Annotated in this window: 14 protein-coding genes; 9 read left to right on the top strand and 5 right to left on the bottom strand. The window is 41.7% G+C overall.

Features of this window, described 5'->3' with window-relative positions:
* Positions 1–150: 150 nt before the first annotated feature.
* Positions 151–405 carry a PIN domain-containing protein gene (locus ACFFRD_RS32915; protein WP_392483226.1) on the top strand — a complete coding sequence of 85 codons (255 nt, stop codon included), beginning with the start codon at positions 151–153 and terminating at the stop codon, positions 403–405.
* 71 nt (positions 406–476) lie between these two features.
* On the opposite strand, the gene ACFFRD_RS32920 is transcribed toward ACFFRD_RS32915, so the two are convergent.
* Positions 477–608, bottom strand: a complete 132-nt coding sequence (locus ACFFRD_RS32920) for a hypothetical protein (RefSeq protein ID WP_392480028.1) — start codon at positions 606–608, stop codon at positions 477–479.
* Between the two features lie 122 nt (positions 609–730).
* On the opposite strand from ACFFRD_RS32920, the gene ACFFRD_RS32925 reads away from it, so the two are divergent.
* The 3 genes from ACFFRD_RS32925 (at position 731) to ACFFRD_RS32935 (ending at position 1,630) form a co-directional block, all read left to right on the top strand.
* Positions 731–967, top strand: a complete 237-nt coding sequence (locus tag ACFFRD_RS32925; protein WP_114082854.1) for a type II toxin-antitoxin system Phd/YefM family antitoxin — start codon at positions 731–733, stop codon at positions 965–967.
* The gene (locus ACFFRD_RS32930; RefSeq protein ID WP_114082853.1) at positions 954–1,334 is read left to right on the top strand and encodes a type II toxin-antitoxin system VapC family toxin; all 381 of its coding nucleotides are present in this window, start codon (positions 954–956) and stop codon (positions 1,332–1,334) included. Before ACFFRD_RS32925 ends, ACFFRD_RS32930 begins: the two co-directional genes overlap by 14 nt.
* 74 nt (positions 1,335–1,408) lie before the next feature.
* Complete coding sequence (locus ACFFRD_RS32935) at positions 1,409–1,630, top strand: DUF433 domain-containing protein (RefSeq protein ID WP_392480031.1); 222 nt, start codon at positions 1,409–1,411, stop codon at positions 1,628–1,630.
* Here the strand turns inward: ACFFRD_RS32935 and crtR are convergent.
* Positions 1,618–2,508 carry a beta-carotene hydroxylase gene (gene crtR / locus ACFFRD_RS32940; protein ID WP_114082996.1) on the bottom strand — a complete coding sequence of 297 codons (891 nt, stop codon included), beginning with the start codon at positions 2,506–2,508 and terminating at the stop codon, positions 1,618–1,620. The two genes, ACFFRD_RS32935 and crtR, sit on opposite strands and share 13 nt — an antisense overlap.
* 379 nt (positions 2,509–2,887) lie before the next feature.
* On the opposite strand from crtR, the gene pyk reads away from it, so the two are divergent.
* On the top strand, positions 2,888–4,657 hold the full coding sequence (gene pyk / locus ACFFRD_RS32945) for a pyruvate kinase (RefSeq protein ID WP_392480033.1): 1,770 nt from the start codon (positions 2,888–2,890) through the stop codon (positions 4,655–4,657).
* Positions 4,658–4,777: 120 nt separating this feature from the next.
* Here the strand turns inward: pyk and ACFFRD_RS32950 are convergent, their stop codons facing one another.
* A complete protein-coding gene (locus tag ACFFRD_RS32950; RefSeq protein WP_392480035.1) occupies positions 4,778–6,559 on the bottom strand; it encodes a M61 family metallopeptidase in 1,782 nt (593 codons plus the stop codon).
* A 695-nt stretch (positions 6,560–7,254) separates the two neighbouring features.
* On the opposite strand from ACFFRD_RS32950, the gene ACFFRD_RS32955 reads away from it, so the two are divergent.
* A complete protein-coding gene (locus ACFFRD_RS32955; RefSeq protein ID WP_392480037.1) occupies positions 7,255–7,617 on the top strand; it encodes a hypothetical protein in 363 nt (120 codons plus the stop codon).
* 389 nt (positions 7,618–8,006) lie between these two features.
* A complete protein-coding gene (locus ACFFRD_RS32960) occupies positions 8,007–10,832 on the top strand; it encodes a GUN4 domain-containing protein (RefSeq protein ID WP_392480039.1) in 2,826 nt (941 codons plus the stop codon).
* A gap of 113 nt (positions 10,833–10,945) precedes the next feature.
* On the opposite strand, the gene ACFFRD_RS32965 is transcribed toward ACFFRD_RS32960, so the two are convergent.
* The gene (locus tag ACFFRD_RS32965; RefSeq protein ID WP_392480041.1) at positions 10,946–11,392 is read right to left on the bottom strand and encodes a transposase; all 447 of its coding nucleotides are present in this window, start codon (positions 11,390–11,392) and stop codon (positions 10,946–10,948) included.
* 24 nt (positions 11,393–11,416) lie between these two features.
* Positions 11,417–11,662, bottom strand: coding sequence for a transposase (locus ACFFRD_RS32970; protein ID WP_392480043.1), 246 nt, complete (start codon positions 11,660–11,662; stop codon positions 11,417–11,419).
* Between the two features lie 76 nt (positions 11,663–11,738).
* Here ACFFRD_RS32970 and ACFFRD_RS32975 point away from each other — a divergent pair, with 76 nt between their 5' ends.
* Positions 11,739–11,990: a UPF0175 family protein gene (locus ACFFRD_RS32975; protein ID WP_163930595.1), complete on the top strand. Its 252-nt coding sequence runs from the start codon at positions 11,739–11,741 to the stop codon at positions 11,988–11,990.
* Positions 11,991–12,049: 59 nt separating this feature from the next.
* On the top strand, positions 12,050–12,469 hold the full coding sequence (locus ACFFRD_RS32980; RefSeq protein WP_392480045.1) for a DUF3368 domain-containing protein: 420 nt from the start codon (positions 12,050–12,052) through the stop codon (positions 12,467–12,469).
* Positions 12,470–12,521: the final 52 nt, after the last annotated feature.

Raw genomic sequence — 12,521 nt, forward strand, 5'->3', positions numbered from 1 at the left:
GAAACTAAACCCAGCCAATGGCCAGAAATAATCATGCAATATTCAGGTATAAAAGAAAGTATTATTTTTGAATCATATCGAGAGGAACTGATACCACCGAACGAAATAGAACTTTAATTATGTATAGGTTATTTACTGGATACTTGCGTCATTAGTGATTTTGTCAAAGGAGAAGAAAACACCCTCAAGCGAATAAAGTTAATCTCCCCTACTGAAATTTTTGTTTCATCTCTAACAGTTATGGAGGTGAAATATGGATTAGCTATAAACACACAACGCGCTGTTAAAATCCAATCAACTATTGAAATATTATTAGATTCAATTACAATTTTACCTTTTGATTCAAAAGAAGCAGAACAAGCAGCCCAGATCAGAAGCTTTCTTAAATTAGCTATATTTTGGTGACATCTAATGTCCGAGAATTTCAAAGAGTACCTAACTTGCAAATCGAAAATTGGCGTTCTGTGTGAGTTTAATTACTGCGATCGCAGCGTAGCTTGCTTCCTGTAGCCTAGAACAACGATGAGGCGATCGCAAAGGTTTTTATAATGCACCGTGACAAGATGGCGATGGGCTACGCCCCGTCGGAAACGATCGCAAACATCCACAGAACTAGAGAATTTGAGGTATTGTTGCTACATTCCATAACAATCTTTAGGGTAAGGGAAAATTTTTTGCTATGATATCTAAGCTAATCAAACAATGTGAATGTAGATATTTAAGACAAGCAATGAAAAAGGTTACACTAACGGAATTAAGTAATAATATTGAGCGTCTACTGGATGAGGTACTAGAAACAGGTATTCCACTAGAAATTAACAAAAATGGTAAGTTATTAAAAATTGTTCCTATAGAAAAAAAAGATAAAATTAAAAACTTAACATTTAAATCTGATGCTATTCAAGGAAATCCAGATGATTTAGTTAATATCAGTTGGGAACAGGAGATTAATATTGATTTATCTTGACACTCATGTTGTAGCGTGGCTCTATGCTGGCTTGACAGATAAATTAACTGATATTGCTAAAACATTAATTAATGATAATGACGTTTATATTTCGCCAATTGTGAGATTAGAGTTACAGTATTTATATGAAATAAAACGTCTTAAAGATAAACCGGATGTGATTATTCCTAACCTGTCCGAGGAAATTGGTTTAAAAATATGTAATCAAAACTTTAATGATATTATCAGTACTAGCTTAACTATTACTTGGACTCGCGATCCTTTTGATCGGATTATTACGGCGAATGCTTTATTAAATAATAATATATTACTGAGCAAAGATGAAAATATTCTGAATAATTACCTGTATGCAAAATGGCGTGATTGATGGAATATATGCTGAGATTTCCAAGACGATGAGAGTTAGGATCAAAACCTAGTCTGTCGCACACAAGTAACTATATGACATCCACATCGCGTGTTGTTCATAGTGGCCCCGATATATTGGGGGAAACTCCTGTTTTTGTTGGTACTCGTGTGCCGCTAAAAACCTTGCTTGATTATCTAGAAGCGGGTGACTCACTGGATAAGTTTTTAGATCACTTTCCTAGCGTCAGCCGTGAGCAAGCCATCCCCGCTCTAGAATTAGCAAAGGAAATGCTGCAACAACTCTATTCTTTTTGATGATGAAAGCGAATCCCTAGAAAGATGTCGTAAACAAACTCAAAAAAGTCCTTTTTCTGCAACAATCCTGAAGTTTGATAACATCCTTTTTCATCTAGGAGTGGCTTCATGACATAGTACGCAGGTTGATAATTATACCAAGGAATAGAAGGCCACAGATGATGAATTAAGTGGTAATTCTGTCCCATAATCAGAATATTGAGAACTTGGTTCGGGTAGACGCGAGCATTTTTCCAGCGATCGCGCTCCGCAAAAGGACGATGGGGCAAATAGTCGAAAAATAATCCCAGTGCTATCCCCACTACAAAAGCTGGTATAAACCAAAAATTGAGAATGTAACCCAAAAAGTGGTACTGCACTGATATATAAACAATTACACCGACAATTAAACGGCTGATGAACCATTCCAATAGCTCATATTTCCGCCACAGTCGCCGTTGAAAGAAAAATACCTCGTGATACAAAAACCGCACTGCAATCAGCCACAGTGGACCACCCGTAGAGACATAATGATCTGGGTCGTCTTTGGGATGGTTGACATGGCCATGATGCTGTAAATGCACCCGCGTAAACACTGGAAAAGCAAAAGCTAGCATCAACGCACTGCCATGTCCTAACATCGCATTCATCACCCGGTTGCGATGAGCGGATTGGTGACAAGCGTCGTGAATAACCGTCCCAGCACAATGCAACGCAATAGTGTTAACGCTAAAGCAGAGCCAGTGGGGCCATTCCCAAAGCCAGTAACCAAAGTTAGATAACACCAGCATTGCTACAGCTACCAAAAACAGCAATAGCGTGGGATTAAAATCACCAGGAGGCGCTAAAAATTCCTTTGGCGGGATTGTCAGTGGCTTTCGTGCCTCCGATGCGATCATCTCTAACATTGACTCCTTCTTAATCAAACATTACGAATATACGATAAATATTAGTGAAGAATAAAGTTTTGTAACCTTTTGTATAGCAATATTTATCCACAGCTTTGCATATCAGTAGATGAATAACGCTATGATTCCAGACAAGAACTAATCTTTACTGATAAGTGGGGTATGGCAATTGTCAAAAAGTTGATGGGATAAACTCTTTCGTTGGGAGGATGGATACAAGATTGATGTACTATATCTAGTCTATCCCACAGCCCTCACTCTCCCATAAAACCTCTCTAACTGCTTATATCTATTGATATAGCAGTAACTGAAAAGGAGATGCAACTTAAGTTACGATGACTTCCCAGATAGCTCCCTCACTTCAGCCCCTATGCAATTAAGAGATTCTCTGCGCCGGACAAAAATTGTCGCTACTATTGGCCCCGCCACTAGCAGTCCTGAAATGCTCAAGGCAATTATTGAAGCGGGAGCCACGACGCTACGGCTAAACTTCTCCCACGGAACTCATGCCGACCATCAGCGTAGTATTCGCTTAATTCGGCAAACCGCTTTTGAATTAAATCAGCCAGTGGCCATTCTCCAAGACTTGCAGGGCCCAAAAATTCGCTTGGGGAAGTTTGACAACGGGTCTATAGTTTTGGCAAAAGGCGATCGCTTCACCTTGACAAACCGTCCGGTGGTAGGCACGCAGGAAATTAGCTGCGTCACCTACGATTATTTAGCCGAAGAAGTCCCAGTTGGTGCAAAAATCCTCCTCGATGATGGACGAGTAGAAATGGTCGTGGAGGAGATTAACCGAGACAAAGGTGATTTGCATTGTCGCATCACCGTGCCTGGTAAACTTTCTAATAACAAAGGCGTAAACTTTCCCGGCGTTTACCTGTCAATTAAGGCAATGACCGACAAAGACCGAGAGGATCTGATGTTTGGTCTAGATCAGGGTGTAGATTGGGTGGCACTTTCCTTTGTCCGCAATCCGCAAGACATGATCGAAATTAAAGAACTAATTTCCAGTACAGGCAAGCAAGTGCCGGTGGTTGCCAAAATTGAAAAACATGAAGCCATTGAACAAATGGAGGCAGTTCTGGCTTTGTGTGATGGCGTGATGGTTGCCAGAGGCGATTTAGGCGTAGAATTGCCAGCAGAAGATGTTCCGGTACTCCAAAAGCGGCTAATTGCTACGGCAAATCGCTTAGGGATTCCCATCATCACCGCCACCCAGATGTTAGACAGCATGGTGAGCAATCCTCGTCCCACCCGCGCGGAAGTGTCGGATGTGGCAAACGCGATTTTAGATGGCACAGACGCGGTGATGCTCTCAAACGAAACTGCTGTGGGTAGCTTCCCTGTAGAAGCAGTAGCGACGATGGCGCGGATTGCCGAGCGGATGGAGCAGGAAGAAGCCCAACACTTAAACTTGCGTTCCGTAAGAGATGCTCGGCGCTCCATTCCTAATGCGATTAGTCAAGCTGTAGGTCAAATTGCCGAACAACTAGGCGCAGCTGCAATTATGACCCTAACGCAAACTGGGGCAACTGCTCGCAATGTCTCTAAGTTCCGTCCCAATACACCGATTTTGGCTGTTACCCCCCATGTGAATGTAGCGCGGCAGCTACAAATGGTGTGGGGAGTAAAACCGCTATTGGTGCTAGGATTACCTTCCACTGGTCAGACATTTCAAGCTGCGATTAATGTGGCTCAGGAGTTGAAGTTACTCTCTGAGGGTGATTTAGTAGTCATGACTGCTGGCACACTCCAGGGAATTTCTGGCTCCACAGATTTGATTAAGGTTGAGGTAGTGACGGCGGTACTAGGTCACGGGATTGGATTAGGACAAGGTTTAGTGAGTGGTCGCGCACGGGTAGCGAATACTGGCATGGATGTTAGTAACTTTAATCCTGGAGACATATTAGTTGCACCGCGCACTAGTGCCGATTTTGTCGAGGCTATTCGTAAATCTGCGGGGATTATTACGGAAGAGGAAAGTCTCACAAGTCATGCTGCCGTTATTGGCTTACGTCTCGGCGTGCCAGTGATTGTTGGCGTGAAGCAGGCAACGCAGGTGATTCGCGATGGAGCGATTATAACGCTGGATCTGCAACGGGGTTTGATTTACTCTGGGGCAGTGAGAACGCCTTAGAAGTGGGGAATGGGGAAGAAGCAGGGGGGCAGGGGAGCCGGGGAGCAGGGGAGCAGGGGAGGCAGAGGAAGAATTAATAACCAATACCCCATGCCCCATGCCCAATGCCCAATCCCTTTATCAAACAGTTGCGATCGCAACTCCAAGCCATCCAGCAAAGTTTTTCTGCTGTGTAGAGTCAGGATGATCAACAGGTTTTACCTGATATCGAGTGGGATGTGGTGACGCGAGGGTAATGGAATAAGTACGCAGTTCGTCTTGATGGAAAACTGTGACTTGGATGGTATCGTTTGCTTGGTAATCTTTCAGGCGATCGCTTAAACTACCCGCCGCTACCTTAATCCCGTCAATTGCTAACAACTCATCACCTGCATCAATTCCCCCTATTTGTGCAGGTGAATCAGTTTCCACAAACTTAATCATCTCCCGCCCATTCTCTGTATTTATTCTCACACCCAGGTAAGGTTCTTCCTGCTGTTCAGCTACCAACTGCAAGCCAAAGGGTTCAAGATACTGATTAAAAGGTAAATCATCAGTACTATCAATGTAGCGTTTAAAGAAATCAGTCAAATCGATTCCGGCGACAGATTCTATAACTTCCTGCAACTGTTCTGGAGTATAGCCAATTTCATCTTTCCCGAATTGCTGCCACATTTTCAGCATTACGTCATCGAGGGAACGCTGATTGTCATGAGTAGAGCGAATCAGTAAATCCAGCAATAACGATACCATTTCTCCCTTTAAATAGTAAGAAATTTGAGAATTACCGCTATTGGCATCGGGGCGATAAAGTTTTATCCAGGCATCAAAACTCGACTCGGAAACAGGTTGTACCTTTCGCCCTGGTGTCGTTTCATATCTGGTAATTTCTTTACTCAAGTTATTCAAATACGACTTAACATCATAAATTTCTGCCCGCAAAGGAATTAACAAGTCATAGTAACTAGTAGTACCCTCACAAAACCATAATGATGGTGTATAGTTTTCCTGGTCATAATCAAAAACTTCTAATGCTTTTGGGCGAATTCGTTTGACATTCCACAAGTGAAAGAACTCGTGTGCAACTAATTGCATAAAGCGATCGTACTTTTCCTGAGTGCGAAATCCAAAACGTTGGTAAATTAACGAGCAAGAGTCCTTATGCTCCAAACCGCCAAAAGCTTGGCTAAATAAATGTAGCAGAAACACATATCGTTCATAAGGTAAACCCCCGAACATCTGCGCTTCTACCTGAATAATTTTTTGGATATCAGCAATCAGGTGCTGAACTTGGTAATTACCTTTCCCCCAAATTGCCAGTTCATGGGGTTTTCCCAAGACCTCAAATTTGTACAATTGATGGCTACCAATCTCAAAAGGAGTATCCACCAAAGTATCAAAATTGCTCGCCCAGAAGGTATTTGTTTCCTCACCCACGGGAGGTAGAGCAGTTGTTACCTGCCATTCTGGGTATGGCGGTACGATGGTAACGCGAATGGGTTGCTTATCCCAGCCCGGTAGTCTAAAAAATAGTGCTGCACCATTGAAATAACCGTGGGTAGCATCCAAGTGATTTGTCCGTACCGATAGCTCATTGGCAAAAATGCGGTAACGTACAGTTAATTCTGAAACACCTGTTTTGTCTACCTGCCAGTGATTTTTACTGATTTTCTGCCAAGGTAAAGGCTTACCCTCTGCAAAAACCACAAAATCTTGTAAATTCTTGGCATATTCTCGAACTAAGTAGGAACCGGGTGTCCATACTGGTAATTTTAAATCGAGAATCGGTGAGGGGTAATCGACAATGCGTAAAGTCACCTCAAACAGATGGGTTTCTGGTTGAGACATTGCTACCAGGTAATGAATCGTCGGGCCAGTTTCCTGGATATATGCGTTGGGACGAGTTGCTGTTGCTTCAGTCATCTTGGTGCTGAGTTAATAATCGATAGGTAATTTCTCTCATGATGACAAATTTGCATGTTAAGTTTCGCCTTTTATTGGCTGCGGTAGTCAAAACCTAGTTTATTTCTCACTTTGCAACCGATCTCCTGCTGCCAAAGCGATCTTTGCAACTTCCAAAATATTTGTATTAATTTTCACACAATTCAGGTAAGGCTAAGATCCTTTATCAAAGTCAAATTTTTAACGTAGACGCGGAGCGGCTTGCCGCAGGCTACCGCAGAGGCGCAGAGGAAGCAGAGAGAAGAAAAAAATGCTTAACTCAAGCGTATTGGGCAGTTGTTTATTGAATTCGGGCAGTCGTTTCTTGAATTCGGGCAGTCGTTTCTTGAATTCGGGCAGTTGTTTATTGAATTCGGGCAGTTGTTTATTGAATTCGGGCGATTGTTTATTGAATTCGGGCGTTTGTTTCTTGAATTCGGGCAGTCGTTTCTTGAATTCGGGCAGTTGTTTCTTGAATTCGGGCGATTGTTTATTGAATTCGGATAAGCCTCAATAAATTCACGCAATAAACAAAATGCTTTTTGTGCTAAATACTTTTAATAATACTGAATATTGCGGGTGTTAATCACCTTGGTTTTGTTTATCCTAATGGTGTAAAGACAAGGATATAAGCCAGTTTTTATCCTAGTGCATGATTAAAAAAAGGAAGGTTACTTATGTCACGTCCAAAACGTGGGTCTAAAGTACTTGATAGGGCACAGCGTCGGATTGCGGCTTTAAAATCGATTAGTTCCACCTTAGATTTAGGTAATGGAGTCACTATTGACACCTTTGCCGCCGCCATCAAAAAAACACAGGACAAGTTGGAAGCTTATAACTCCAGCCTCTCCACCGTGGATCTAACTCAGGGAGCCTTAGAATTTGCCGAAAAGTCGCTGATGGAACTAACAGAACATGCCTTAGTCAGCGTAGCTGCAAGGTATGGCAAGAATAGCGATGAGTATAAAATGGCAGGTGGCGTTCGTCGCAGCGAACGCAAGCGTCCAGTGCGGAAGCCTAAGCAAGAGGTTGTTATTTGATAAAGACAATACATTTGGAGTTTTTTGCCACTCTCCCGAATTCAATTTGGGAGATTCTTGGTTAAGTGGTGAACCAATCGATAAATATTATTAGGATTTATGCATTGACAGGAAAGACAAAATATAAGAAACAGGCTGTTAAAAACCGCGTCTACACAAACAAAAGCTACCGATCCTGTGTTTCAAACCCCTAATTTGACTTTAGTCCGCCTTTGCGGACTTTGCCTGTGTAGCCGCAAATTCTATTTGCCGGGGCTTAAGTTGACTAATTCTTTGATGATTTATTAAAAGCCTAGTATCTCATTAAAATTTGCTTAAATCATTTATTAAGTATATTTTCGTAAGTAGTTATCGCTTATACTCCTATAAACAAGTTTGGTAAGCGATCGATGGCAGAAGACCAAAAAGACCAGAATGCACCCATAACGCTGGAAAGTTTTTGGAAACTTCTTGATTCCAAGCTGATTAGCCTCGGTATTCCTGGGGCTTTGATTGGTGTTGCAATTGATTTTGCCCGCAAGTCAGAGTGGAAGAAGGCCGGGTTATGTATGTTTGCGGCTGGAGGTTTCTGGTTAATTATCAAATTTGGTAATAAATTAAGTCCATACATCGATAAGTTTTTGGATTGGTTACTTGCTACTCAAATTCCCAAATGGTGGACAACACTTACAGATCGATTTGGGGCAGAGTATCTTGAGGAACTAATAGCTAAATGTAAAGAATATGAGGGGCGCGGATTTAGTGGCGAAGGACTGGATCTGGAAAATGTGTTTGTCCCCTTGGGCTTTAATTCAGAAAAACCAGCGTCTAATCCTCAAGATGTGACCTCTATAACTCTTACTACTGAGCAGGAAAGTGAAATTGGCAGTCTGCTGAGAGGGATTACTAAAAAAAATTCGACGTGGCGACGACTGGTGATTTTAGGCGCACCTGGTTCTGGAAAAACTACACTTTTAAGGCACATTACGCTTCTGCTTGCTTTGCGAAAACAATCAAAATTGTATCGAGGTTTGCCTCAACTTGTTCCTGTTTTGTTGAGATTGAGAGATGTTGCTGACAAAATTACAGATACTAATTCCTCTCTAGCTCAAATAATCGCCATATCGTTGGTAGCTAAAGAATCAAAAACTCAGCCGCAGGAACCATTAAAACCTGGGCAGGAATTATTACTCAAAACTGAAACGCAGTGGTTTAACAAGCAGCTTAAAGATGGCAAATGTTTGGTGATGTTAGATGGACTTGATGAAATTGCAGATGATCAGCAGCGAAAGAAGGTAAGTACTTGGGTTGATAAGCAACTCGAAGATTATCAGCATAATTTACCCTTTATTTTGACATCGCGTCCACAAGCTTACAATAAAGCTCCTCTGCCAAATACCCCAACTTATTTTGTACGACCATTTAGTACTCAACAGCGCAATAGTTTTGTTTTCAACTGGTATTTCAATCTCGAAAAACGTAAAAATTCTGAGGAACACTCAGAAAAAAAGCTGAAGAAAATTGCTGAATCCAAAAAAAATGAGTTGGTGCAGCGAATTGATGCAGTTCGTTCACTGCGCTTGATGGCAACTAACCCGCTGTTACTGGCATTGATTATTAATACTTACAAGCAGAAAACGAGTCTTTCTCCAACCCAAACAGGTCTTTATAAGCAGGTTTGTGATGTGCTTCTCCAAGGACGGCAATCTACTGAAACTACCCAATCAGAAGCTAACCCATATCCACTCAAGCCAGAGCAAAAGCAAGAAGCGTTACAGGCACTCGCACTAGAGATGACCAAACGCCAAGTACTTCAGTTTACGCTAGATGATAAAAATCACGATAGTAATACTAATGTTTTTATAGCAAAAGAGTTTCTTCAAGCAGAACTAGCTCAGATGGTTCAGGGAGGACAAGAGTTTAAACCAGAATATTTTATCGAAAAAGATGATATTGGTGTGCGAGAACTATTGAGCGATCGCGAACAAGAAGGAATCTATGAATTTACGCATCGCACGTTTCAAGAATATTTAACTGCGGTTGAACTGACAAAGGCAGAGCATGAGCCTGATTTATTAAAAGTTTTTACAAAAGATGAACAATATCTAGATTGGAGAAGACAAACCATTTTGTTTTATGCAGGTCAGAGTAGAGTAGATAAACTGATTAACGCTGCATTGAACAACCCAACTGTAGCCACCCTAACCCTTGCTTACGATTGTTGGCAGAACAAGCTCAAAGGTACTCCAGAAAAAGGGCAGGAACTACTCGACAAGGTAGAACAGGGTTTGAAGTCAGATGACGATGAAGTTTTTAAGTTAGCAGCATCAGTGCAACTGGAAAAACGGCTAAACCGCCTGAATGAAGATTGTTTTGTAGGGATTTTAGAGAATAAAGGCCAATCTGCGATCGCCACGACAAAGGCAGGTAAAAAAACCTGGGCTAGACAAGTGGTAGATGATACTGAAATCACCGACGTAGAATATCGCCTGTTTTTGTTAGAGACTACCAAGAGCGACTTAACTAATGAAGTCAAAGTAGGTGAAATTAGCTTTGCACAAGGAAATGCGTTTTGTGCCTGGTTGAGTAAGAGAACTAGAAATAGATTTAGTGATGCAGGAATCTGTTATTTCCGGGAAACCTCAGACAGATTCCGCCTAGTCCGGTTTCGCATACCGGAACAGTATCATCAACTCGCCTACTACCTAGCAGCAGGTATGTGGAAAGAAGCTGACGAGGAAACATTTAAAGTGATGTTGAAAGTAGCGGAACGGGAAAAACAAGGCTACTTAGATATAAATGACATTCAGCAATTTCCTTGTGAAGACTTGAGTATTATCGATCAACTGTGGATAAATTACAGCAATGGACACTTTGGGTTTAGTGTTCAGAAAAAAATATATCTCGATGTGGGGGGAATTTTAGAAGGAAGTCGGACAAGTTCACCTTTCAAGAAGATTTTCGCCCCCTTCATAAGCATATATGCACGTTTTGGTGGTAGAGTTAGGGATGATAGTGACAGACAATACCAAGCTTTCAAAAGCTTAGGCGATCAAGTGGAGTGGAGAGTGAATTATCAGTGGATTGGATTAGAAAACGTAAAATATGATGTCTCTGCCCCCGTAGGGCACTTGCCCTACACGTCCTTTTCACTTCATAGAACTTCTCTTGAGAAATCAAAAGGTAAGGGGCTTGGAGGCTGGAAGGTTTCTCTTATCTCGCGTCGAGACTTGTAAAATGTAACATATAAAGCTTTCAGAAGTTTGTAAACATTTATAGCAGCGTCTTTTTCCACGCAATAATCAACATTTCATAAATCCGATACCTGGCACGGGCGGCTGATAACAATTTAAAATTTTTCCGCTACCTCATGCACTTCAGTAGATTCCGTTACCCTCTGCTTATGCCAAGGTAAACTCATCTGCCCAGGCGACGACTTTTTAGCCTTCCCACTCTTAATCATCGAAGGCAAAAAACGACTTCCCCAATAATTTCGTTTCTCTGGTTTTGCTTTTGGCTTATATTTATGACAAAATCTGCGATATCTCGCCGCGCACTCTTCCAAAGTTCGCCCCAAACGTAAAAATGCTGGATGCCATTGAGTTATGCCATCATTACTCAAGCGATCATGAGTGCCATAATTGCTAAAGTCATAGAAAAAACCCTGCTGCATTCCCGCCGCTTTTGGGTTAGCGTGAATATATCGCAAAGTATTCAAAGCCCGTTGTTGATCGGTATTGGCAAAACCCGTACTGTGATATCGCTTTTCCCAAAAATGTCCTGTGCGGTTCAACATTCGATTAAAGCACATGGCAGTATACTAATTGAGCCAGTGCATAATTTTTGGCAAATCTTCTGGCTGTTGTGGTTCTATCAAGTAATGCACATGATTTGACATAATGCACAAAGCATAAAGTTTAAATTTATACTTATTCTGTGCCTTCTTAATGGCATAAAGGAAAACTTCACGACATTCTAACCGCGTCAGCCGAAATTCCCGGTTATTGCAACGGGTAGTAATGTGATAACAAAAGCCTGATTTGAGTTCGCGTTGAGGGCGGGGCATAAGTATTTAATTGCGAATTGCGAATTATTTTTTATATAGTGAATTCTAAAATAGGCTTTTACCCCGCATAACTTTTATGACTACTGTCACTTTAGAGCTACCCGAAGAAATATTCTCTGCTCTGCGCCTGTCACCTAATGAGTTTGTCCGTGAATTGCGTTTGGCTGCGGCCATACACTGGTATGGACGTGGTGAAATTTCCCAAGAGAAGGCAGCTAATATCGCCGATTTAGATAGAACAGATTTTCTTTTGGCTCTATCTCGTGAACAAATCGATGCCTTCATTGTTGATTTTGATGACTTACAACGGGAATTAGAACGTGGCTGAACCACCTGTAATTAGTGCTTCACCTTTAATTTTTTTTATCTAGAGGTGGTTTCCTGGATTTGTTGCAGTTATTGGGTGAAGAGGTTTTAGTTCCATCAGCAGTAGCTGTTGAAATTCAGCAAAGAGGTGTACAAGACCCGACTGTTATAGCACTTTCACAAACAAACTGGTTAACAGTTGTAGAAGCACCTTCAACTCCTGAGATTATCCAATCTTGGGATTTAGGCAAAGGCGAATCATCTGTTTTGACTTGGGCGTATACACACCCTGGTACAGAAGCAATTATGGATGATCTTGCTGCTCGTAGATGTGCAGCAGTACTGGGAATTCCTGTACGAGGAACATTAGGTATAGTATTGACGGCAAAGCAACGTGGCAAAATAACAATGGCACGACCAGTTATAGAGAATTTACGTTCATCAGGAATGTATCTTTCTGACCGTGTGATCAATCAAGCACTGGCATTAGTCGGCAAGTAGTAAGCGATCGCCCCATCTCCCCTTCCACTGCTAAACTAAAAAACAACCCTTA

Origin of the sequence: Nostoc sp. C110, assembly GCF_043099725.1 — a bacterium.
GTDB classification, from domain to species: Bacteria; Cyanobacteriota; Cyanobacteriia; order Cyanobacteriales; family Nostocaceae; genus Nostoc; species Nostoc muscorum_A.